This is a genomic window from Streptomyces sp. CA-251387 (assembly GCF_050936625.1).
GTDB lineage: Bacteria > Actinomycetota > Actinomycetes > Streptomycetales > Streptomycetaceae > Streptomyces.
Map to the genome: position 1 here is coordinate 5,432,610 of NZ_JBNJMJ010000001.1, position 21,809 is coordinate 5,454,418.

Sequence of the window (21,809 nt, forward strand, 5' to 3'; positions counted from 1 at the left end):
AGGTGGATCATGGGACAGGCACGTGAGGTCATGGACCGGCTCACGGACGCGGTGACCACACACCCGGATCTGAAGGCCCTCGGCGAGCTGTATGCGGAGGACGCGGTGGCCGTCACCCCTGACGGCGGTGAGATCCGCGGGCGCGACAACATCGTGGCGTACTGGCGTCAGATGACGGACGCGATTCCGGACGGGACGTACGAGACGCTGCATGCGTACGAGGTCGGGGACACGGCCATCGACGAGGGGTTCTTCAGCGGACACAACACCGGGCCCGTTCAGCTGCCCACCGGGGAGACCCTTCCCCCGACCCAGAAGGAGATCAAGATCCGCGGGGTGGACCTCGCCACCGTCAAGGACGGCAAGATCGTGGAGTACCGGATCTACTTCGATGAAATGGACTTCCTGGACCAGCTGGGGCTGCTTCCGCCGGCCTGAGCCGTAGGGTCCGTGGGTGGTCTCAGTCGCCCCGCGGCGCGTACATGATCACGGCCATGCCCGCGAGGCAGATCAGTGCGCCCGTCACGTCCCAGCGGTCGGGGCGGTAGCCGTCCGCGAGCATGCCCCAGGCGAGGGAGCCGGCGACGAAGACGCCGCCGTACGCGGCGAGGACGCGGCCGAAGTCGGCGTCGGGCTGGAGCGTGGCGACGAAGCCGTAGGCGCCGAGGGCCATGATGCCCGCGCCGATCCACAGCCAGCCGCGGTGTTCCCGCACGCCCTGCCAGACCAGCCAGGCGCCGCCGATCTCGAAGAGCGCGGCGACGACGAACAGGGCGGCGGAGCGGAGGATGAGCATGGGGGCAGCTTGGCATGCCGGTCGGCGGGGCCTTGCGTCACCTGTTGGACGGCGCCTGCGGCTCGCTGCGCGTGGGATACATCCGTACGACCACGACGGCCACGGTGCAGTGAGGAGCGGGCGGTATGCGGAGGGTTCCAAGGGTGCTCGCGGGCTGCGGTGCGGCGGTGGTTGCGGTGGGGGGAGCGGCTGTGGGCGCCTGGGCCGTGGGCGGTCCGGAGGCCGACCTCGCCTATCACGGTTCCGCCGCCTTGTCGGCCGGCCGGGTCGACGTACGGTTCACGCCGCACCACTCCGGGCCGAGCGCCCTGCCGGACTCGGCGGCGACGGTACGGCTGCGCTGGTCGGAGCCGCTGGCGGAGCGTCAGGTGCTGCCGGAGGGGTGTGCGCGTGAGGGGGAGCGGGCGGTGTTGTGCCGGGTGGGGGTGCTGAACGCGGACGGGGTGGGGGAGCGGATCGAGCTGGGGGTACGGCTGCGGGGTGCGCCGTCGGAGGTGCTGCTGGAGTTCGACACCGTGCGGAGCGGCACGGCGGTGGACGGTGAGCGGAGCGAGGAACGGCAGCGGGTGCTGGTGCTGGACACGGGGGACACGTACTACTTCTGAGGCCGTTGTCCGCTTACCCCTGACGGCCGTTGTCCGCTTCGCCGCCGGCGGCCTGCCGTCTGCTCGCGGTCAGTCGTCGGGGTTCTCGGTGTCGTACCGGTCACGCGCATCCCGGACCTGGTCGAAGTGCGTCTCCGCCCAGTCCTTCACCGCCGTCAGCAGCAGGGCCAGGCTGTGGCCGAGCGGGGTGAGTTCGTAGTCGACGCGGACCGGGACGGAGGGGGTGACGGTGCGGGTGAGGAGGCCGTCGCGTTCCAGGGAGCGCAGGGTCTGGGTCAGCATCTTGGGGCTGACGCCGGCGATCTTGCGGCCGAGGTCGCTGTAGCGCAGGGGGCCGGGGGCGAGGGCGGAGACGACGAGGCTGACCCACTTGTCGCTGATGCGGTCCAGGAGCTGGTTGGTGGGGCAGCTCCTGAGGAACGCGTCGTACTCGACGCGGGCCTGTTCGCGCCGCTGGGCCGCCGTCATGGTCGCCATGGCTCACCTCCGGGGTACGTACGCACTCTCAGGTAACTACTTACTGAGGGATAGTAACTCTTCCTAGGGTTGTTGCCAGTCAACGGGAGAACATCCCGAATGCCGACAACCAAGGAGAGCGCTGTGCGTGCTGTTGTGGTGAACTCGTTCGGCGGGCCCGAGGCCGTGGAGGTCGTGGAGACCGAGGTACCGGAGCCCGGTGCGCGTCAGGTGCGGATCAGGGTCTCGGCGGCCGCGCTGAATCCCGTGGACGCGGGGGTGCGGGCCGGGGTCTTCGGGGGTGCGGGGAAGCGGATCGGGCTCGGGTGGGACGTGGCCGGGACCGTGGACGCGGTGGGTGTGGCCAGTTCGTGGAGCGTCGGCGACGAGGTCGTGGCGCTCGACTACGGCATGGTCAAGCCGCTGGGTACCCATGCCGACTACGTCGTCGTGGACACCGATGCCGCGGCCAAGGCGCCGGCCACCGTGGACGCCGTCCATGCGGCGACGCTGCCGCTGAACGCGCTGACCGCCGTACAGGCCCTGGATCTGCTGGAGTTGGCGCCGGGGCAGTCGCTGTTGGTGACGGGGGCGGCGGGGGCCGTCGGTGGGTACGCCGTCCAACTGGCCGCGCATCGGGGGATATCCGTGACCGGGCTGGCGCGGGAGGGGGACGAGGAGTTCGTACGGTCGCTGGGGGCGGCGGAGTTCGTGAGCGGGGCGGTGGGGGCGGAAAGCGCGGATGCGGTGCTGGACGCGGCGGTGCTGGGGGAGACCGCGTTGAGTTGGGTGCGGGACGGGGGCGTGTACGTGGGGGTCATTCCGCAGGCGCAGCCTGGGGCTGTGCGGGGGGTGCGGACCGGTGCGGTCGAGGTGAGCGCCGATGGGGGGCAGTTGGCCGAGTTGGTGCGGCTGGTCGATGGCGGGGTGCTGACCACTCGGGTGGCTGAGACGTTCGCGCTGGAGGACGCGGCCAAGGCGCATGCGTGGCTTGAGGAGGGTGGGGTTCGCGGGCGGCTGGTGCTGGTGCCGTGAGTCGGAGCGCCCGCTTCGGTGCGGTTGACGGTGGTCTCGACGCTGGGCATGTCGCGTCGGCTCACTGCGCCCCCTGTGCGTACGCCGTAGGCGGCACCCCCACCGTCGCTGTGAAGTCCCGTACCAGGTGGGCCTGGTCGGCGTAGCCGAGGTCGGTGGCGAGGATCGCCCAGTCGACGTCCTGCTTGGTGCCGGCGAGTTCCAGGGCCTCGTGGATGCGGTAGCGGAGGATGCACCACTTGGGGCTGACGCCGACGTAAGCCGAGAAGAGCCGTTGCAGGGCCCGCACCGACAGGCCCTGTGCGCGGGCGAAGTCGCCGACGCGGCGCACGGTGCGGTCGGTGCGGATGCGCTGGACGAGGGCGGTGGCGAGGTCGGCCTGGGGGTCCGGGGCGCAGGGGAGGGAGAGGAGGAAGGTGTCGAGGGCGGCCACCTTGGCGTGGTCGTCGGCCCGGGTGACGATCGCGCGGGCGGTGTCGGCCGTGGCCTGCGGGAAGACGTCCTCGGCGGGCAGTGCCACGCCCGTCCAGCGGGACACCGGCGCGTCGGGGGCGTACGGCCGGAAGCCGCCGGGCCGGAACTTGACCCCGCAGACCCTGCCCCGCCCGGTCAGCTTCCTGGTGTACAGGCCGAGGGCGACCCCGGTGACCTCGCTGTAGGGCGCGCCTTCGTCCTCGTCCCACTGGAAGGTGAGGTTGACGGCGGGATGCGGGACGATGTGGGAGGCGTAGGGCTCGGGCAGGTCCCAGTCGATGAGCCAGTACCACTCGATGTACCGGCGCAGCGGCTCGGCGGGCTCGTGGCGGCGGAAGCGGACGCGGCTGAGCAGTCCGGACGGGTCGACGATCCCGCGGGTGTCGTGGCGGGGTGCGGCCATGACCGGATCGTATGTCGCGTTTCTTCAAGAAGGGCAGGCCCGCGTGTCCCTACGGTCGGGGTATGGACACGAAGAGCGCGAAGGCGAACGAGTACGGCATCGGCGAGCTGCTGGGCATGGCGCGGGAGCGGGCGGTTCCGGTGGTGCGGGGCATTCCCGACGCGGCGCTCGCCGCTCCCACGCCCTGTGCCGAGTACGACGTGAAGACCTTGGTCAATCACCTCTTCCAGGTGGTCGTGCAGTTCCAGAAGCTGGCCGCGAAGGAGGCGTCGGACTTCGGTGAGACGCCCGACCGGGTCGGTGCGGGGCCGGACTGGCGCGAGCGGCTCGCGGACGAGATCGACAAGCTGGTGGCGGCCTGGTCGGCGCCCGGCGCCGAGGACGGTGTGACCGGCGCGATGAACATGCCGGCGCGGCTCGTCGGGTCGATGGCGCTGCTAGATCTGACCGTGCACGTGTGGGATCTGGCGTGCGCCACGGGGCGGGAGTACCGGCTGGGCGAGGCGGCGAGGGCTGTCGTGGAGCAGCTGGCGGGCGCGGTCGACGAGCTGGCGCCGACGGCCCGGCAGATGGGTGTGTTCGGGGAGCCGGTGCCGGTGGCGGAGGGTTCGTCGGACTTCGAGCGGCTGCTGGCGGCGACGGGGAGGGACCCGCACTGGAAGGGCTGAGTGCGGCGGAATAGTCGTGGGCCGGCCTCTGTTCTCCGGGTATAGTTGAACAGTCAACAACCTGGAGGGTGAGCGACCATGCAGTTCGGGATCTTCAGCGTCGGCGACGTCACGCCGGACCCGACGACCGGCCGGACGCCGACCGAGCGCGAGCGCATCAAGGCCATGGTCGCCATCGCGCTGAAGGCCGAGGAGGTCGGACTCGACGTCTTCGCGACCGGTGAGCACCACAACCCGCCGTTCGTGCCGTCGTCCCCGACCACGATGCTCGGCTACATCGCGGCACGGACCGAGAGGCTGATCCTCTCCACCTCCACCACGCTCATCACCACGAACGACCCGGTGAAGATCGCCGAGGACTTCGCGATGCTCCAGCACCTGGCCGACGGGCGCGTGGACCTGATGATGGGGCGCGGGAACACCGGGCCGGTCTATCCGTGGTTCGGGCAGGACATCCGGCAGGGCATCAACCTCGCCATCGAGAACTACGCCCTGCTGCACCGGCTGTGGCGCGAGGACGTCGTGAACTGGGAGGGCAAGTTCCGCACGCCGCTGCAGGGCTTCACCGCCACGCCCCGCCCGCTGGACGGCGTACCGCCGTTCGTCTGGCACGGCTCGATCCGCTCGCCGGAGATCGCCGAGCAGGCGGCCTACTACGGCGACGGCTTCTTCCACAACAACATCTTCTGGCCGGCCGACCACACCAAGCGGATGGTCGAGCTCTACCGGGCCCGGTACGCCCACTACGGGCACGGCACGCCCGAGCAGGCGATCGTCGGGCTGGGCGGTCAGGTCTTCATGCGGAAGAACTCCCAGGACGCGATCCGCGAGTTCCGGCCCTACTTCGACGTCGCTCCGGTGTACGGGCACGGGCCGTCGCTGGAGGACTTCATGGACCAGACCCCGCTGACCGTGGGCTCACCGCAGCAGGTGATCGAGAAGACGCTGTCCTTCCGCGAGTACGCCGGTGACTACCAGCGCCAGCTGTTCCTGATGGACCACGCCGGGCTGCCGCTGAAGACCGTCCTGGAGCAGCTCGACCTGCTCGGGGAGGAGGTCGTGCCGGTGCTGCGGAAGGAGTTCGCGAACGGCCGCCCGGCCGACGTCCCGGAGGCGCCCACCCACGCCACCCTCAAGGCTGCGAAGGCCGCCCAGGAGGTGACCGTCGCATGAAGCTCGTCGTCGTGTCCGCGGGGCTGAGCGTCCCGTCCTCCACGCGGTTGCTGGGTGACCGGCTCGCGGCCGCGGCCGTCCGGGAGACCGAGGCGGACGTGGAGGTCGTCGAGCTGCGCGACCTCGCGGTGGAGATCGCGCACAACCTCACCAACGGCTTCCCGGGGCGGAAGCTGGCCGCCGCGATCGGGACGGTGACCTCGGCGGACGGCCTGATCGTCGTCACGCCCGTCTTCTCGGCCTCGTACAGCGGGCTGTTCAAGTCGTTCTTCGACGTGATCGACAAGGACGCCCTGACCGGCATGCCGGTGCTGATCGCGGCGACCGGCGGAACCGCCCGGCACTCCCTCGTCCTGGAGCACGCCCTGCGTCCGCTCTTCTCCCACCTGCGGGCCGTCGTCGTCCCGACCGGCGTCTACGCCGCCTCGGAGGACTGGGGCGCCGAGGGGCTGGACGGGCGGATCGAGCGGGCGGCGGGGGAACTGGCGGGGCTGATGGCCGGGCTGTCGGCGGGGCGGACGGTGAAGGACGACCTCGCGGTGGTGCCGTTCGAGGAGCAGCTGGCGGCACTGCGGCCCGCCGGGTGAGAAGACGGTACGGGGCTCGGTCGCGGTCGTCCCCCGGCGGGTGAGAGGGGAGTAAGAAGGGCGCCGGGTGAGCCGCTCATCACGTCGTACGACGTGATGGCTTGGCAGTATGAATCCGTGCCCCAGACTGTTCTCCTCGCCGAAGACGACCGCGCCATCCGCAACGCGCTGGAGCGCGCGCTGACCCTGGAGGGTTACCAGGTCACCGCGGTCGCCGACGGTGTGGAGGCGCTCGCGCAGGCCCACAAGACGCCTCCGGACGTGCTCGTCCTCGATGTGATGATGCCCGGCATCGACGGGCTGCAGGTCTGCCGGGTGCTGCGCGCCGAGGGCGACCGCACCCCGATCCTGATGCTGACGGCGCTCGTGGAGACCCAGGACCGCATCGCCGGCCTGGACGCGGGCGCCGACGACTATGTGGTGAAGCCCTTCGACGTCGAGGAGGTCTTCGCCCGGCTGCGCGCCCTGCTGCGCCGCACCACGGAGACGAACGGCGCCCCCGTCGACGTACCGAAGCAGGCCCCCGACACTCCCGCTGCTCCCGCGGCGTCCGGCCGGCTGATCGAGGCGGCGGGACTGCGGATGGACCCGCAGGCGCGGCGGGCGTGGCGGGGCGCGCGGGAGCTGGAGCTGACGCGGACCGAGTTCGAGCTGCTGGAGCTGCTCGTCCGCAACGCCGGCATCGTCCTGGACCACTCCACCATCTACGACCGCATCTGGGGCTACGACTTCGGCCCCGGCTCCAAGAACCTCGCCGTCTACGTCGGTTACCTGCGCCGCAAGCTCGACGAGCCCGGCGCTCCGCAGCTGATCCACACGGTGCGCGGGGTGGGTTATGTGCTGCGGGAGGACTGAGTGCGCCGGGTCCGCCGTCGGCTGGGGCGGCTGCTGACGGGGCGGCGCAGAAGCGGGCTCGGCACCACCTTCGCCGTGTCCTTCGCGGCCGTGACCGCCGTCGTCACCGTCCTGGTCGGGCTGCTGTCGTACACCGCCGCCGCCCGGCTGGTGCGGGTGGACCAGGAGTCCGTGTTCGACGAGGTCGTGCAGGATCTGCGCGGCGAGGTGCGGGAGCGGCCGATGACTCCGGAGGACTTCTCGTCCTCCGCGCCCGGCCACGATCTCGTACGGCCCGCCCGGACCGATGTGCAGGTGCTGGGCTCGGACGGTGCCGTGGTCGACCCGGGGCGGCCGGGGCTGCCGGTCACGGCCGCCGACCGGCGGATCGCGGGGGACGCGACGGCCGGGCGGATGGTCCAGTACAAGGACGTCGGCGTCGGCAGCGACGTCTACCGCGTCGCGACCGTCGCGCTCGGCGGCGGGCGGGGTGCGGTGCAGGTGGCCCAGGAGTTCAGCGACACCGAGGACCTGCTGCGGGCGCTGCAGCAGCGGACCCTGCTGCTGATGGCCGCCGTGGTCACGCTCGCGGGGCTCTTCGGCTGGTGGCTGGCCCGGCGCATCACGCGCCGCCTGGTCGTCCTCACCGCCGCCGCCGAGGACGTCGCCCGCACCCGGCGGCTCGGCATCCAGGTGCCGGTCACCGGATACGACGAGGTCGGCCGCCTGGGCCGCGCCTTCGACCGGATGCTGGGGCGGCTGGCGCAGTCGGAGGAGGACCAGCGGCGGCTGGTGCAGGACGCGGGGCATGAGCTTCGCACCCCGCTGACCTCACTGCGTACGAACATTTCGTTGCTGCGCCGTATCGATGAACTGCCACCGGCCACGCGCGACGAGCTGGTGGCGGACCTGGGCCAGGAGGCGCGCGAACTCACTGACCTGGTGAATGAGTTGGTCGACCTGGCGGCCGGGCAGTCGGACACCGAGCCGGCCCAGCGGGTGGACCTCGCCGACATCGCCGAGGACGTCGCGGGGCTCGCCCGAAGGCGTACGGGACGGCGGATCGAGGTCCGTGCGAGCGGTGACACGACGACGGACGGGCGGCCGGGGATGCTCCAGCGCGCGGTGACCAATCTCGTCGAGAACGCGGCGAAGTTCGACCGCGGCGGCACGGCACCGATCGAGATCAACGTCGCCGGGCCGGCGCGGCCCGGGACGGTCCGGGTGGAGGTCCTCGACCGGGGTCCGGGCATCGCCGAGGACGACCTGATCCGCGTCTTCGACCGCTTCTACCGCGCCGCCGACGCGCGGTCGCTGCCCGGGTCGGGGCTGGGCCTGTCGATCGTGCGGGAGGTGGCGCTGTCGCACGGGGGAGCGCCGTTCGCCTTCCGGCGGGACGGGGGTGGGACGGTGATCGGGTTCACGGTGGGCGGCTTCACGGTGGACGGGTTCACGGTGGGCGGTTCCGTCTAGGCCCTGTCGGTTCTCCCTGGGTATGGGTGACGATCGGTTTCGGCGTGCCGTGCGCGGCGGCCGGGTCTGTCCGGGCGAGGTGGGGAGGGGCGTCATCGTGCTCAGTGATGTGGAGAGCGCCGTCCTGGCGGAGATCGACGAGGCCGGGATCGGGCGGGCGCTGCTGGAGCTGATCGCGGTGCCGAGTGTCACCGGGAGCGCGGCCGAGTCGGAGCTGCAGCATCTGCTGGCGGGGCGGCTGGAGCGGCTGGGACTGGACGTCGACCTGTGGTCCATGGATCTGGAGGCTCTGCGCGCGGATCCCGAGTTCCCGGGGACGGAGGCGGCGCGGGACGAGGCGTGGGGGCTGGTCGGGGTGACGGAGGACGGGGGAGACGGGCCTACGTTCGTCCTGCAGGGGCATGTGGATGTCGTACCGCCGGGGGATCTCGACGCGTGGGCCGGGGATCCGTTCGTGCCGAGGGTGGTCGGGGATGTCGTACACGGCCGCGGTGCCTGCGACATGAAGGCCGGGCTGGTGGCCCACCTCGCCGCGCTCGCCGCGATACGGGCCGCCGGGGTGCGGCTGCGCGGGCGGGTGGGGGTGCACTTCGTGGTGGGGGAGGAGGACGGCGGGCTCGGTGCCTTCGGCACGCTGCGGCGGGGGCACGGGGGTGATGCGTGCGTCATCACCGAGCCGACGGGTGGTGCGCTCGTCACCGCCAACGCCGGGGCGTTGACCTTCCGGCTGGCTGTGCCCGGCAAGGCGGCGCATGGGAGTGCGCGGGACCAGGGTGTGAGCGCGATCGATGCGTATGTGCCGTTGCATCGGGCGCTGGGGCGGTTGGAGGCCGAGCGGAATCGGGATGTGCATCCGCTGATGGCCGAGCATCCGATTCCGTATGCCCTGTCGGTGGGGACCGTGCGCGCCGGTGACTGGGCGAGCAGCGTGCCTGATCTGCTGGTTGCGGAGGGGCGGTTGGGGGTGCGGCTGGGGGAGGATCCGGCGGAGGCGCGGGGTGCGTTTGAGCGGTGCGTGGCCGAGGCGTGCGCTGAGGATCCCTGGTTGCGGGAGCATCCGGCGGTCGTGAGCTGGCCGGGTGGGCAGTTTGCGAGTGGGTGGTTGCCGGAGGGGCATGTGTTGCCGGGGGTGATGCGGGGGGCTTATGCCGATGCCGTGGGGGGCGGGGGCGGGTTGCGGGAGTGTGGGGCGCCGTACGGCAGTGATTTGCGGTTGTATGCCGGGGCGGGGATTCCTACGTTGCAGTTCGGGCCGGGGGATATTCGGGTGGCGCACAGTGCGCGGGAGTCCGTGTCCGTGACGGAGGTCGTGGAGGTGGCCCGGACGTTGGTGGTTGCGGTGTTGCGGACGGTGGGGACGAAGTAGGACGCTTCCCTCAATCTGCCTTCAGGGTGGTGAGCAGGGCGTGGAGGGCGGTGGGGGTGGGGGTGAGGACGGTGGTGGGGTCGTCGCTTTCGCGGAGGTGGAGGGCGGTGGGCGTGGTGGCTATCTCCAGGCAGTCCTCATCGGCCCCGCCGCCGGAGAACGACGACTTCTGCCAGTGGAGAGTGGGGAACATGAGCGGCCTTTCACAGTTCCTGGGCGATACGGCGGATTAGGTCGAGGGAAGCGTCCTGTGTGGTGGCGGCACTGTCAACGCGTTCCCAGCGGGCTCGGTAGCGGAGCAGTGGAGTGGGGGCGTCGATGAAAACGGCTCCGTGCGTGGAGTCGAGCTGCACGGTGTCCAGTTGAGGGACGGACCCGCCGACGTACTGCATCGCGTGCCCCGCGCCTGCGAAGCCGTCGACCGTGAACGGGATGACGCGGACCGTGACATTGTCCCTCTCGGCCACCTGGAGGATGTGCTCAAGTTGAGCACGGGTGACCTTCGGGCCGCCGACACGCATACGCAGCGCTGCTTCGTGGATGATCACGTCGTACGGCGTCCCAGACGCGAGAACATGCTGCCGCCGCATCCTGAACGTGACGCGAGCCTCGCGGTCTTCCTCTGGAAGGTCGGGCTCCACGAAGATCGAGGCCGCGCGTACGTGTTCCTCGGTCTGCAGGACGCCAGGGATGTGCACAACCTGGAATGTGCGCACGAACGTCGCGTGATGCTCCAGCTCGGCAAGGTCGAGGGCTGCAGGAGGCAGGATGCCGCGGTACTCCTCCCACCAGCCCTTCCCCTGCGTGTTCGCCATCTCCGCCAGCGCATCGACGAGTTGGGGGTCGTCGCAGCCGTAGATGCGAGCGAGTCTCCGCAGCCGCGCCTCGCTGATGCCGTTCTTCCCAGCCTCGATGTTGCTGATCTGCGCCTGGCTCGTGCCGAGGAACTCGGCTGCGTCCCGGGACACGACACCTGCGGCCTCGCGCAATCTGCGCAGTTCTACGCCAATGCGCAGCTGCCGCGCGGTGGGAGTGATCCTCGGTGGCATGGCGTTCTCCCTATCACGGAGTTGAGTGCAGTTCGTCCGACGAGGTTGCGCGGGTGTAATTATCACCGCTAGCGTCGTCATCGTAGTCACGGAGCGTGCCTGCATGCACACGGATCCGCAACTTCTGCACGCCCTAAGCCCGTTGGAAGCGCCACCCCGGCCCGTCGACACCCGGGGCGCCGGACAGCAACGCGGCCGGGCTCGCCAAGCACCCCTCACATCACCGGAGTTGATCCCCCATGCCCTCGTACACCCTCACCTGCCCGCCCCTCGAAACCTCCCCCCGCATCGCCCGCGACTTCGTCGCCACCGTCCTCCGTGAACTCAGACTCGACGCCGAGCTCGTCGACGACGCCACCCTCTGCACCTCGGAACTCGTCACCAACGCATGCGTCCACGCCAAGGGCGGTGACGGTGCCGCGCTGTGGCTGGGGGTCGAGGACGGGCGGGTGCGGGTTGTCGTGTACGACCGGGACGAAAGTCCGCCGGTGGCCAAGGAGTTGATTCCCGACGCGTGGGAGACGGGCGGGCGCGGGCTGTATCTCGTGGATGCCCTCACCCACGGCCAATGGGGCCACGGCCCGGCCGTACCGCGTGGAAAGGCCGTCTGGTTCGACCTCGCCCTCAAGGCCCCCGCACCCCCGCCGACGACACCCATGCGCCTTACTCACCGCGCGTGATCCATTGCCGAATGTTTGGCTGAGCCGAGGGCGCCGCCCTTGGCACCCTCTCCCGAAGCAAGGAGAGAAGCGCAATCATGAAGATCGCGAAGAGGTCTCTGACGCGAACGGCCGCTCCGGTGCTGGTCGCGGGTGTGTCCCTGGCCGCGTTCGCCGTACCCGCCGTCCCCGCCGTGGCGCAGGAGACGCCGGGCTCCGTGGTGGACCGGGTCGACGGTACCGTCCGGATCCTGGCCCTCCACAACGTGGCGAACCACATGAGAGTCAGCGTCGCCGCCGACGGGGCACTGGAGGGGCATCTGATCGTCGAAGACGACGCGGACATCCTCGCGCGCCCGGGCTGCACGGCGGTGCCCAACACGGACGGCACCGCCGCCGACTGCGGCCTTGCCACCGGCGTCACCCGTATCAACGCCGCGCTGGGCAACTTCGGGGACAGCTTCTTCTCCACGGCCCCCATCAACACCGTCATCAACGCCGGAACCGGCGGCGACTTCGTCCGCACCGGCGGCGGCAACGACACGATCGACCTCCGCGACGGCGTGATCGGCAACGACTCGGCGGACTGCAACGGCGGCGGCAACGATGCCGTGGTCGCCAACGTCCGCGACCTGATCGCCGCGAACTGCGAGCGGCGGGTGAGGGTCTAGCCGGGTCGGTCGGTCGTGGCCTGCGTGCGCCGGGCGTACGCACGGGCCGCCCGCGCCCGATCCCCGCAGCGGGTGGAGCACCAGTGGCGGCGGCCGTGCCGGAGCAGGTAGCGGGTGCAGGGCGCGGAGCCACAGGCCGTGAGGCGTTCGGCGTCGGGGGAGGTGAGCAGGTCGGCGGCGTCGGCGGCGAGCGTCGCCAGGGCGTGGTCGACGATCTCGGTGGTGGGATGCGGGGCCGCGCGGTAGGGGCCGTTCTTGTCGTCCCACTGGAGGAGCGGCGCCGTGGGGACCCTGGTCAGCGCGTCGTTCACGGCGGCCAGGGCGGCGGGGAGGGCCGGCAGCGCCGCGACGCGCGCGTCGAACAGCGACCGGATCTGCTCCCGCAGCGAACGCAGCTGCGCCGCGCACATCTCCCGCATCCCGGCGTCGACGGGAGCCAGCCCGAGGCCGACCAGCCAGTGGTTCGCGGCGGCCGGGGTGCCGAGCAGATCGACGTAGTGACCGCCCGGCAGCGCCATGACGCTGTTGACGAGGGCGAGCGACGGGTACTGCTCCGCGCCCGGCGCGGGCGGCAGCGGTGGCTCGACGGGCTCCTTCATGACTGTCATGGTACGGAATGGCGGCATCCGTGAGAAAAGCTGCGGCGGTGTGCTGAGCGCGCGGGAGGGGCGAGATGCACCCCGCCCCTCCCGCGCGCCGGTCACTGCCCGCCGGTCACTGCTCGATCGCTACACCGCCAGCCACGCCGCCTGGTCCGGCGCCAGCACGCCGCCCTCGACCGGGCCGCTGGCCAGCAGAACGGCCCTGTGGCCGGGCAGCCGGTACGGATCGACCGACAGGTTGACCACGCACACGAAGCCGGGCTCGCGGCGGAAGGCGAGGACGCCGTCGGGGGCGTCCAGCCAGGTCAGGGTGCCGTCGCCGAGGGCTGGGGTGTCGCGGCGCAGGCGCAGGGCCGTGCGGTAGAGCTCCAGCATCGAGGCCGCGTCGCCGGTCTGGGCGGCCACGCTGCGCTCGGCCCAGTCGGCCGGCTGGGGCAGCCAGGGTGCGACGGTCGCGTCGTCGGGGCTGAAGCCGTACGGCGCGCTCTGCCCGGACCACGGGATCGGCACCCGGCAGCCGTCACGGCCGCGCTGGGTGTGGCCGGAGCGCTCCCAGATGGGGTCCTGCAGCACGGACTCGGGCAGGTCCTCGACCTCGGGCAGGCCGAGCTCCTCGCCCTGGTAGACGTAGGCGCCGCCGGGCAGGGCCAGCATGAGGAGGGCGGCGGCGCGGGCGCGGCGGGTGCCCAGGTCGAGGTCGAGCGGGCCTTCGGCGCGGTAGGGCTCGTTGGCCACCCAGCGCCGGGCCGGGCTCGGGCGGCCGTAGCGGCTGGGGTGCCGTACGACGTCGTGGTTGGACAGGACCCAGGTGGCCGGCGCGCCCACCGAGCCGAGCATGGCGAGCGAGTCGTCGATGACCGTGCGCAGCTCCTTCGGGTCCCACATGGACATCAGGAAGTCGAAGTTGAACGCGGTGTGCAGGCCGTCCCGGCGGACGTAGGCGGCGAGCCGTTCGGGGGTGTCCGCCCATGCCTCGGCGACGAAGCACCGGTCGCCGGGGAACTCGTCGGCCACCTTGCGCCAGGCACGGTAGATGTCGTGGACCTCGTCGCGGTCCCAGTGCGGGTGGTCGATGTGCTGCCAGGGCCGCCCGTCGACCGGGTCCTGGCGTGGCGGCAGGTCGGGGAGCTCCGGGTGCTTGACCAGGCCGTGGGCGACGTCGATCCGGAAGCCGTCCACGCCCCGGCTGAACCAGAACCGCAGGATCGACTCGAACTCCTCGCGCACCTCGGGGTGTTCCCAGTTGAGGTCGGGCTGCTCGGGCGCGAACAGGTGCAGGTACCAGTCGCCGTCGGGGAGCCGGGTCCAGGCCGGGCCGCCGAAGCTGGACACCCAGTCGTTGGGCGGCTCGGAGCCGTCGGGGCCCCGGCCGGGACGGAAGACGTAGCGGTCGCGCTCCGGGCTGCCCGGGCCCGCGGCCAGCGCCGCCCGGAACCAGGCATGCTGGTCGGAGGTGTGGTTGGGCACGATGTCGGGGATGACGCGGATCCCGTGCTCGTGCGCCTCCTCGATCAGCCGCTCCGCCTCGGCCACCGTGCCGAAGAGCGGGTCGATCTCGCGGAAGTCGGCCACGTCGTAACCGTGGTCGGCCATCGGCGACTTGTACCACGGGTTGATCCATATGGCGTCCACGCCGAGGGACTTGAGATACGGCAGCCGCGAGCGCAGGCCGGCGATGTCGCCGACGCCGTCGCCGTTGCCGTCGGCGAAACTGCGGATGTAGACCTGGTAGATGACGGCGCTGCGCCACCAGGGTGCGGTGGGGGACACGGGGGGCACGATGGGGTTGCTCCTCGGGAGTCGAAGGGTGGGCGTGTCTACTTCGCCGCGCCGGCGGTGAGCCCGGCGACGATACGGCGCTGGAAGACCAGCACCATGACCACCAGCGGGACCGTGACGAGGACGCCCGCGGCCATCTGGCTGCCGAACGGGGTCTCGTACGTCGTCGCGCCGGTGAACTTGGAGATGGCGACCGGCGCGGTCTGCATGCCGGGCTTGTTGGTCATCGACAGGGCGATGAGGAACTCGTTCCAGGCCGCGATGAACGTGATGATCGCGGTGGTGAAGATGCCCGGCGCCGCCAGCGGGATGATGACCTTGCGGAACGCCTGGCCGCGTGTGCAGCCGTCGACCATGGCGGCGTGCTCCAGCTCGTCCGGCATCTGCCGGAAGAACGTGGTCAGGTTCCACACCGCCAGCGGCAGCGCGAAGGACATGCTCGGCACGATCATGGCCTGGTAGGTGTTGATCCAGCCCATGTCCGTGAACAGCTTCAGCAGCGGCACCACGATCGACACCACCGGGAACATCGAGGTGGCGATGATCAGGGTCAGGATCAGCCGCTTGAAACGGAACTCCAGCCGGGCCATGGCGTACGCCGTGAAGGTCGCCAGCAGCAGCGCCAGGACGGTCGTGATGCCTGCCACGACCAGGCTGTTGAGCAGCGCGCGGCCGAAGCCCTGCGCGGGGTCGAACACCGCACGGTAGTTCTCGAACGACACCGCTGACGGGAAGAGCGAGGTGTCGAAGATGTCGGTGGTGCGGCGCAGGCTGGAGACCAGCATCCAGTAGAACGGGGCCAGGCAGTAGGCCACGACCGCGATGACACCCGCGTACAGCAGGCCGCTGCGCCACTTCGCCGTGAGCGTGGTCATGCCGTCACCTCCGTACGGCGGCGCAGTGCCGGGATGCGGCTGCCTTTCCGTTTACGGCCGCCCGCGCCGACGTCTCCGATCAGGTCGGCCCCGAGCAGCCGTACGAAGGCCAGGGCGACGAGGAAGACGTAGAGGAAGAGGAGTACCGAGTACGCGGAGGCCGGTCCGAAGCGGACGTTGGACGCCTCGTTCTGCGCGAGCATCGACAGGGTCTCCACCGAGTGCTTCTGGGCGCCGATGAGGATGTACGGAAGGTCGAACATGCGCAGCGCGTCCATGCAGCGGAACAGCATCGCCACCAGCAGCGCCGGCTTCACCAGCGGCAGCGTGATGTGCCAGAACTGGCGCGGCGGGCTCGCCCCGTCGATGCGGGCGGCCTCGTACACCTCCTTGCCGATGACCTGAAGTCCGGCCAGCACCAGCAGCCCGATGAACGGGGCGGTCTTCCACACCTCGGCGACGATGACTGCGACCTTGGCCTGGAAGCCCTCGGTGGTCCACAGGACCTGATGGCCGATCAGCGCGTTGGCGATGCCGTCGCTGTTGAAGATCCACCGCCACAGCAGTCCCGAGATGGCCGTCGGCACCGCCCAGGGGATGAGGATGCCCGCCCGGACCAGGCCGCGGCCCCGGAACGCCTTGTGCATGATCAGGGCCATCGCCACCCCGATCACCGTCTCCAGGGCGACCGTGACGACGGTGAAGACGGTGGTGTTCCAGAAGGCGTTCCAGAACCGCTCCCCGGCCTCGCCGAAGATGTCGGCGTAGTTCCGCAGCCCGACGAACGGCTCGGTCGTGCTGATGAACCCGGTCGCCGGATCCAGGCCCTTCGCCCCGTACAGCGACTCGTTCAGCGCCATGAGCGTCGGGTAGAGCACGACGATCGTCAGCACCAGCAGCGTCGGGGAGACCAGCAGGGCGGCCATCCGTGCCGAGCCGGCGGTCGCGCGGGACTGCCGCGGCGTACGGCGGGGGCTCGCCGGTTCCCCGGGCTGCGGGTTCACCACCGGCGCCGGGGGCGGGATCTTGGTGTCGGCCATGACCCCGCTCCTCACTGCCCGGTGGACTTCTGCAGGGCTGCCTGCAGGTCCTTCAGCGCCTCGGCGCTGCTCTTGCTCCCGGTCAGGGCGGCGTACGCCTCCCGCTGGACCGCCGAGGTCACGTCGCCGTACTGCACGACGCGCGGGCGGGGAACGGCGCGCAGGATGGACTCCTTGAGCACCGGCAGATACGGGTACTGCTCCACCAGCGCCTTGTCGTCGTACAGGGAGGCGTACGGCGGGGCGAGGGAGGCGTCCTTGAGGAAGGTGGCCGTGTTCTCCTCGCTGCTGAAGAACTTCATGAAGTCCAGGGCCGTGGCCTTGTTCTTGGCGAAGGAGGACAGGGCCAGGTTGTGGCCGCCGAGGCTGGAGGAGCCGGGGCCGTCCAGGCCGGGCAGCGGGGCGACGGCGTACTTGCCCTTGATGTCGCTCTTGCCGGCCAGGGAGTACACGTAGGGCCAGTTGCGCAGGAAGAGCAGCTTGCCGGACTGGAACGCCTGGCGGCCGTCCTCCTCCAGGTACGTGATGCCCTCCTTGGGGATCGTCCCGTCCTTGACCGAGCCGACCAGGAAGTCCAGGCCCTTCTTCGCCGCCGCCGTGTCGACGTCCGGCTTGCCGTTGGCGTCGGTGACGACGCCGCCCGCGGAGTTCACCGCCTCGGCGAAGTTGACGGTCAGGCCCTCGTACTTCTGGAACTGCCCGGCGTAGCACGACATGCCCTTGGCCTCGGGCAGCTTCTTCACCTTGGCGCAGTCGGCCTTCAACTCGGCCCAGGTGGCCGGGGGTTGGCTGATGCCGGCCTTCCTCAGCAGGTCGGTGCGGTAGTAGAGCATGCCGCCGTCGGAGCTGGCCGGGACCGCGTACAGGCCGTCGCGGTACTTGGCCGTCTCCACGACCGGCTTCAGCATCTTGTCGAGCGGGAATCGCTGCTCGGGCAGCTTGTCGATCCACTGGTGGGCGGCGAACTCCGACGTCCACACGACGTCGAGGGAGAGCACCGTATAGGCGTCGGACTTCGTCTCCGCGTTCTGGATCATCTGCTGGCGCTGCGCGTCCGCGTCCGTCGGCAGCTGGATGAAGGTGACCTTCTCCTTCGGATGCAGCTTGTTCCAGCGGTCGAGCATCGGCTGGACGGACCCGGTGGTGTCCTTGCCCGCGACGTAGGTGATGGGGCCGCGGCCCTCGAAGGTCCCCGGCCCGGCCTGCCCGGCGGCGCCCTCGTCGGACGAGCCGCAGCCGGTGAGGAGGAGGGCGCCGACGGCGAGCATGCCCACACACTGGAACGCTCTGGTGGTTGTGGTCTTCACGGTGTCTCCTGGTCGTACGTGGTTCGTACTGGTCGTACGGAGTCGTCTGTCCCTGTTGCGAGACCGCGTTGTCACGCCTGTTTCTGAATGAAAGCCGCAGGTAAAGCCCGTTTTTATCGGCTCGGCGGGCTGGCTGTATGACCTCGTCGTGACAACGCTTGCAAGCTAGGGGTCGCATTTGGCGGAAGTCAATGCGTTACTACTCGGTAATACGATGCGGTGGATGGTTTACGGTGCATGAAAGCGCTGTCACGAACTGCCCAGAAGTCCGTGCCGCCTGTGCTACCGTCCGCTCATGCCACCAGCTCAGCGGCACCCCACGATGGCTGACGTAGCCGAACGGGCCGGGGTCTCCACATCCACCGTTTCGCGCACCCTGCGCGGCATGTCCACCGTCTCTCCGGAGGTCCGCGCGCGCGTCGAGCAGGCCGCACGCGAGCTGAACTTCGCCGTGTCGAGGCAGGCTGCAAGCCTTGTCACGGGGAAGACCGGGAACGTGGCGGTGATGGTGCCGACGCTCCAGTCGTGGTTCATGGGAGCCGCCCTGTCCAGCCTGGCCCCGCTGCTGCGGGCGGCCGGCCTGGAACTGAACGTCTACGTGATCCCCGACCTGGCCGCGCGCACTTCGTTCTTCGAACGCCTCCCGGCCCGGCGCAACGCCGACGCGCTGCTGGTGTTCTGCTTCGACCTCACGGACGAGGAGACCGAGAGCCTGGACAACCTCGGCATGCCGGTGATCTACGTCAGCCAGCACGTCGAGGGGCGGCCGAGCGTCTACGTCGACGACGTGGCCGCCGCCCTGCACGGCACCCGGCACCTGCTCAACCTCGGCCACCGGCGGATCGCCTTCGTCCAGACGGTCGGTGCCAGCGGCTTCTCCTTCAGCTCCAACGAGCGCCTGCTCGGCTACCAGCAGGCGCTCACCGAAGCGGGCATCCCCCTCGACGACGACCTGGTGGTCGCCACCGAGGTCGGCGACAAGCGCGCCGCCGCGGAGGCGGTGGGCAAGCTGCTGAGCCTGCGCGAGCCGCCCACCGCCGTCTTCGCCGAACAGGACGAGGTCGCCGTCGCCGCCGTCTGGACCCTGCGCAAGACACAGATCCCGGTGCCCGAACGCGTCTCCGTCCTCGGCTTCGACGACCAGCCCATCGCCGACTGGTTCGACCTGTCCACGGTCGCCCAGTCACCCTCGGACATGGGCCGCGAGGCCGGCGAACTCGCCCTCGCCCTCATCAACGACTCCGAGGCGGACCACGTCCGGCACGTCGTCCTGCCCACGCACCTGATCCCCCGGGAGACCACGGCTCCGCCGCCCGCGGGTGAGGAAGGCCGGGACATCTGAGACGGCGGGTCATCCGGATACGGCACCGCACCTGCCGACGCGGGACTGAGGCCTACGCCTGTCGTGTCACCCCGAGGACGTCGAGCATCGCCCGCGTGGCCGGGCTGGGGTTGAAGCGGCTCCACGCCAGATACTCGATGCGCCGCGGTCCGTCCACGACCGGCACCAGCGCCAGTTCGGGGTCGTCGGCGGCCAGCGGCCGGATGTACGCCGACGGCAGGAGCGAGATGCCGAGTCCGCGCGCGACGAGGCGGGAGATCAGCTCGACGACGCCGGCCTCGTACGCGACGTCCCGCACCAGACCCGCGGCGGCGAACGCCTGATCGGACTGGGCGCGGGCGGGGGTGCCGGCCGCGAAGTCCACGAACGTCTCGTCGGCGATCTCCCGCAGCGTGACCCGGGACACTCGACGTGATGGTGATCGACGTGGCGGTCATGGATGCCGCCTGGGAGATGGAGGTCCGGGCCGAGGTCATCGAGCGGGTGCTGGCCGCGCTGGCGGCGGCATGCGGGATGGAGAGGCCGTCGCCGGCCTGGTGGGTCAACTTCCGTGTGATCGAGGAGGGGAGCTGGGGCTCCTCGGGTGGGGTGCTGTCCGTCCTGTCGCTGCTGGGGGGTGGCGTGTTCACGGAGGAGAGGGCCGAGGCGGTGCGCGCCGCGTTGGGCGCTTGAGTGGGGTCTGAGGACGCTCGAGCCTTGCTGGGCAGGCAGGCCCGAACGTCATCCCCGCGAACCCCTCGGCGCCCCCACGTTCGGCGTACGCTTCCTCGACGCACGGGATTCCGGGATGTGACCGGCCGCATCCGCCAGGCGGGGAGCGCCGTGGAAGACCTGGCTGGTGTGCCAGTCACGGTGGGCTGCAGCGACGGGGCGCACGCCGGGCTGGGGGCCGAGGAGAGGGCGGCCCGCGAGCGCGATGACCTGCTGGTGCGCGGCGGGGCTGTGGCCGACGAAGCGCTGGGAGACCAGGACGCGGTGGCCGTCGCCGATGCCGAGGACGCCCTTGTCGAAGAGTTTGTGGTGCAGTGAGCACAGGCACAGGCCGTTGTCGATGTCGTCAGGGCCGTCGAAGGCCCACCAGCGCACGTGCGCGGCCTCCAGCCCGACGGGTACGGCGCCGATCCGGCCGTCGTAGCCGCAAAAGGCGCAGCGGTATTCGTAGGCGGTGAGCACCAGGTCCCGCATACGCCGATCCCGCTGCTGGCGTCCGTCGGAGAGCCGGGCGTTCTCCACCGGCTCCAGCTCCAGGCCGACGGCCTCGCACAGGTCGCCGTGGAGGGAGGGCGGGAAGTGCAGGTCGAGCAGGACCCGCGCGATACGGCCGAGCAGCGCCGGTTCGCGCCGCAGCGCCGCGCGCAGTTCGGGGTCGAGCCTTCCGATGGCACCTGTCTCGCGCAGATCCCGTACCCCGCTGCCCGGACTGCCAGGTCCGCGGTCGGTCCGCACCTCCCAGACCCCGTCGCTGACGAGGTGGTGGAACGGATAGGCGGGGGTTGTCCTGTTGGGCGGGCCGTACTCGGCCAGCAGCCGGGCCAGGTCGGCCTCCACCGTGCTGTAACGCAGCTCGCTGTCGGCGTCCTCCTGGAACCGGCCGAGCGCGTACAGCAACAGCAGCGGCTTGTGCGGCGCCCGCGCCCCACCCCTGCTCCACTGCCGTAACTTCGCGGTGCGCTCCAGCCAGTCCATGGCCGGTGATCGTAGTGAAGTGCTCCCCGCGGTGGAACGGGCTGTGAGGGCGGCCCGCGGTCTGCGCCCGGCCGCGCCCCGGCCCCCTGACGGCCCCTCCCGGCACACGACGAGGGCGGAGCCCGAAAGCCCCGCCCGAAAACCACGAAACCCCAGCTCAGGGCCAAACAAGGCAGTACGGCTGATGCCCCGCCTCATGCAACCGATGCGAGAAGTCCTGCCACTCGTGCAGCAGCTGGTACACATTGAACGCATCCCGGGGCCCACCCCGGTCCGGCACCGTCGACCAGATGAACGCGGCCGCGCCGACCGCTTCCTCTCCTATACCCCGCAGCGGGTCCACCACCGTCATCGGCAGCTTGACCACCGCGTAGTCGGGGTGCAGGACGACCAGCTCCAGCGGTGGCACCTTGTGCAGCGGGACGCCCTCGATGCCCGTCAGGACCATCGCGGCCATCGTCTCCGGCTTGATCTTGGTGAACATGCCGTTCATGCCGAGTTCGTCGCCGCCGAGTTCTTCGGGGCGCATCGAGATCGGGACGCGGGCCGCGGTCGCGCCGTCGGGCGCGCCGAAGTACTTGTACGTCACCCCCACCCGACCACCATTCCTGCTCGCCCTCAGCCGATCCATGCGTCGGTCGGCCCGCTCTGACTCGTTCGGTGTACCAGGCATATCCGGTACTACGTGTCCCTGGCGTGCTTCGTTCGAATCCTCCGCGTCGCGCCGGTGCCTTCCCCGCCGGGCACGTCGAGGACCCAGGTCATCAGTCCCCTCGCCCAGTCCGCCACCGCGATGCATATCTCCACCCGACTGCTTTTCTAGGACGCGTGGCCCCCGCCGCGCAACCCGATCATCGTGTCAGTGACCTCCCCCACGGCCGCCCGCCGAAACGTGCGTTGAAACACCTGTCCGCAGGATCTTTTCAGTC

The 21,809-nt window shown here is 70.6% G+C and carries 25 protein-coding genes and 1 pseudogene; 13 read left to right on the forward strand and 13 right to left on the reverse strand.

Features of this window, described 5'->3' with window-relative positions; translation table 11 throughout:
* The first annotated feature begins 9 nt into the window (after positions 1-9).
* Entirely contained in the window at positions 10-438 is a 429-nt protein-coding gene (locus tag ACQEV2_RS24310) for an ester cyclase (protein WP_433045257.1), read from the forward strand.
* A 22-nt stretch (positions 439-460) separates the two neighbouring features.
* Here ACQEV2_RS24310 and ACQEV2_RS24315 read toward each other — a convergent pair whose 3' ends face one another.
* Complete coding sequence (locus ACQEV2_RS24315) at positions 461-796, reverse strand: YnfA family protein (RefSeq protein ID WP_433045260.1); 336 nt, start codon at positions 794-796, stop codon at positions 461-463.
* Positions 797-921: 125 nt separating this feature from the next.
* Here ACQEV2_RS24315 and ACQEV2_RS24320 point away from each other — a divergent pair, with 125 nt between their 5' ends.
* The gene (locus tag ACQEV2_RS24320) at positions 922-1,401 is read left to right on the forward strand and encodes a hypothetical protein (protein ID WP_433045263.1); all 480 of its coding nucleotides are present in this window, start codon (positions 922-924) and stop codon (positions 1,399-1,401) included.
* Between the two features lie 69 nt (positions 1,402-1,470).
* Here ACQEV2_RS24320 and ACQEV2_RS24325 read toward each other — a convergent pair whose 3' ends face one another.
* Positions 1,471-1,878 carry a winged helix-turn-helix transcriptional regulator gene (locus tag ACQEV2_RS24325; RefSeq protein ID WP_433045266.1) on the reverse strand — a complete coding sequence of 136 codons (408 nt, stop codon included), beginning with the start codon at positions 1,876-1,878 and terminating at the stop codon, positions 1,471-1,473.
* A 123-nt stretch (positions 1,879-2,001) separates the two neighbouring features.
* On the opposite strand from ACQEV2_RS24325, the gene ACQEV2_RS24330 reads away from it, so the two are divergent.
* The gene (locus ACQEV2_RS24330; protein WP_433045269.1) at positions 2,002-2,892 is read left to right on the forward strand and encodes an NADP-dependent oxidoreductase; all 891 of its coding nucleotides are present in this window, start codon (positions 2,002-2,004) and stop codon (positions 2,890-2,892) included.
* Positions 2,893-2,953: 61 nt separating this feature from the next.
* Here ACQEV2_RS24330 and ACQEV2_RS24335 read toward each other — a convergent pair whose 3' ends face one another.
* Positions 2,954-3,769: an AraC family transcriptional regulator gene (locus ACQEV2_RS24335; RefSeq protein WP_433045272.1), complete on the reverse strand. Its 816-nt coding sequence runs from the start codon at positions 3,767-3,769 to the stop codon at positions 2,954-2,956.
* A gap of 62 nt (positions 3,770-3,831) precedes the next feature.
* On the opposite strand from ACQEV2_RS24335, the gene ACQEV2_RS24340 reads away from it, so the two are divergent.
* The 6 genes from ACQEV2_RS24340 to ACQEV2_RS24365 all read left to right on the forward strand — a co-directional run bounded on the left by ACQEV2_RS24340 (position 3,832) and on the right by ACQEV2_RS24365 (position 9,870).
* A complete protein-coding gene (locus tag ACQEV2_RS24340; protein WP_433045275.1) occupies positions 3,832-4,437 on the forward strand; it encodes a TIGR03086 family metal-binding protein in 606 nt (201 codons plus the stop codon).
* Positions 4,438-4,515: 78 nt separating this feature from the next.
* Positions 4,516-5,610: an LLM class flavin-dependent oxidoreductase gene (locus ACQEV2_RS24345; RefSeq protein WP_433045278.1), complete on the forward strand. Its 1,095-nt coding sequence runs from the start codon at positions 4,516-4,518 to the stop codon at positions 5,608-5,610.
* Positions 5,607-6,197, forward strand: coding sequence for an FMN reductase (locus tag ACQEV2_RS24350; RefSeq protein ID WP_433045281.1), 591 nt, complete (start codon positions 5,607-5,609; stop codon positions 6,195-6,197). The genes ACQEV2_RS24345 and ACQEV2_RS24350 overlap by 4 nt, the downstream gene beginning before the upstream one ends.
* 117 nt (positions 6,198-6,314) lie before the next feature.
* Positions 6,315-7,052 carry a response regulator transcription factor gene (locus ACQEV2_RS24355; RefSeq protein WP_433045284.1) on the forward strand — a complete coding sequence of 246 codons (738 nt, stop codon included), beginning with the start codon at positions 6,315-6,317 and terminating at the stop codon, positions 7,050-7,052.
* Between the two features lie 21 nt (positions 7,053-7,073).
* Entirely contained in the window at positions 7,074-8,504 is a 1,431-nt protein-coding gene (locus ACQEV2_RS24360) for an ATP-binding protein (protein WP_433054732.1), read from the forward strand.
* Between the two features lie 97 nt (positions 8,505-8,601).
* Positions 8,602-9,870 carry an ArgE/DapE family deacylase gene (locus ACQEV2_RS24365; RefSeq protein WP_433045287.1) on the forward strand — a complete coding sequence of 423 codons (1,269 nt, stop codon included), beginning with the start codon at positions 8,602-8,604 and terminating at the stop codon, positions 9,868-9,870.
* A 10-nt stretch (positions 9,871-9,880) separates the two neighbouring features.
* Here the strand turns inward: ACQEV2_RS24365 and ACQEV2_RS24370 are convergent, their stop codons facing one another.
* Together ACQEV2_RS24370 and ACQEV2_RS24375 are read right to left on the reverse strand one after the other, a co-directional pair.
* Positions 9,881-10,063, reverse strand: a complete 183-nt coding sequence (locus ACQEV2_RS24370) for a DUF397 domain-containing protein (RefSeq protein WP_433045290.1) — start codon at positions 10,061-10,063, stop codon at positions 9,881-9,883.
* Between the two features lie 10 nt (positions 10,064-10,073).
* On the reverse strand, positions 10,074-10,919 hold the full coding sequence (locus ACQEV2_RS24375; protein ID WP_433045293.1) for a helix-turn-helix domain-containing protein: 846 nt from the start codon (positions 10,917-10,919) through the stop codon (positions 10,074-10,076).
* A 239-nt stretch (positions 10,920-11,158) separates the two neighbouring features.
* Here ACQEV2_RS24375 and ACQEV2_RS24380 point away from each other — a divergent pair, with 239 nt between their 5' ends.
* Together ACQEV2_RS24380 and ACQEV2_RS24385 are read left to right on the forward strand one after the other, a co-directional pair.
* Entirely contained in the window at positions 11,159-11,599 is a 441-nt protein-coding gene (locus ACQEV2_RS24380) for an ATP-binding protein (protein ID WP_433045296.1), read from the forward strand.
* Between the two features lie 77 nt (positions 11,600-11,676).
* Positions 11,677-12,249 (forward strand): hypothetical protein, encoded by a 573-nt coding sequence (locus ACQEV2_RS24385; RefSeq protein ID WP_433045299.1) that lies wholly within the window; start codon positions 11,677-11,679, stop codon positions 12,247-12,249.
* Here ACQEV2_RS24385 and ACQEV2_RS24390 read toward each other — a convergent pair.
* The 5 genes from ACQEV2_RS24390 to ACQEV2_RS24410 form a co-directional block, all read right to left on the reverse strand.
* On the reverse strand, positions 12,246-12,848 hold the full coding sequence (locus ACQEV2_RS24390) for a CGNR zinc finger domain-containing protein (RefSeq protein WP_433045302.1): 603 nt from the start codon (positions 12,846-12,848) through the stop codon (positions 12,246-12,248). The genes ACQEV2_RS24385 and ACQEV2_RS24390 overlap by 4 nt on opposite strands.
* Positions 12,849-12,977: 129 nt before the next feature.
* Positions 12,978-14,621, reverse strand: a complete 1,644-nt coding sequence (locus ACQEV2_RS24395; protein ID WP_433045305.1) for a glycoside hydrolase family 13 protein — start codon at positions 14,619-14,621, stop codon at positions 12,978-12,980.
* A gap of 47 nt (positions 14,622-14,668) precedes the next feature.
* The gene (locus ACQEV2_RS24400) at positions 14,669-15,505 is read right to left on the reverse strand and encodes a carbohydrate ABC transporter permease (RefSeq protein ID WP_433045308.1); all 837 of its coding nucleotides are present in this window, start codon (positions 15,503-15,505) and stop codon (positions 14,669-14,671) included.
* On the reverse strand, positions 15,502-16,545 hold the full coding sequence (locus ACQEV2_RS24405; protein WP_433045311.1) for a carbohydrate ABC transporter permease: 1,044 nt from the start codon (positions 16,543-16,545) through the stop codon (positions 15,502-15,504). Before ACQEV2_RS24405 ends, ACQEV2_RS24400 begins: the two co-directional genes overlap by 4 nt.
* Before the next feature lie 11 nt (positions 16,546-16,556).
* Positions 16,557-17,852: an ABC transporter substrate-binding protein gene (locus ACQEV2_RS24410; protein ID WP_433045314.1), complete on the reverse strand. Its 1,296-nt coding sequence runs from the start codon at positions 17,850-17,852 to the stop codon at positions 16,557-16,559.
* Between the two features lie 322 nt (positions 17,853-18,174).
* Between ACQEV2_RS24410 and ACQEV2_RS24415 the strand changes: the two genes are divergently transcribed.
* A complete protein-coding gene (locus ACQEV2_RS24415; RefSeq protein WP_433054735.1) occupies positions 18,175-19,194 on the forward strand; it encodes a LacI family DNA-binding transcriptional regulator in 1,020 nt (339 codons plus the stop codon).
* Between the two features lie 52 nt (positions 19,195-19,246).
* Here ACQEV2_RS24415 and ACQEV2_RS24420 read toward each other — a convergent pair.
* Positions 19,247-19,597 (reverse strand): annotated as a pseudogene (locus tag ACQEV2_RS24420) (LysR substrate-binding domain-containing protein); the annotation flags it as partial.
* 11 nt (positions 19,598-19,608) lie between these two features.
* Between ACQEV2_RS24420 and ACQEV2_RS24425 the strand changes: the two are divergent.
* Positions 19,609-19,866, forward strand: a complete 258-nt coding sequence (locus ACQEV2_RS24425) for a hypothetical protein (protein ID WP_433045317.1) — start codon at positions 19,609-19,611, stop codon at positions 19,864-19,866.
* A 48-nt stretch (positions 19,867-19,914) separates the two neighbouring features.
* Here the strand turns inward: ACQEV2_RS24425 and ACQEV2_RS24430 are convergent, their stop codons facing one another.
* On the reverse strand, positions 19,915-20,880 hold the full coding sequence (locus ACQEV2_RS24430) for a phosphorothioated DNA-binding restriction endonuclease (RefSeq protein ID WP_433045320.1): 966 nt from the start codon (positions 20,878-20,880) through the stop codon (positions 19,915-19,917).
* A 157-nt stretch (positions 20,881-21,037) separates the two neighbouring features.
* Positions 21,038-21,475, reverse strand: a complete 438-nt coding sequence (locus ACQEV2_RS24435) for a hypothetical protein (RefSeq protein ID WP_003974483.1) — start codon at positions 21,473-21,475, stop codon at positions 21,038-21,040.
* Positions 21,476-21,809 lie beyond the last annotated feature (334 nt).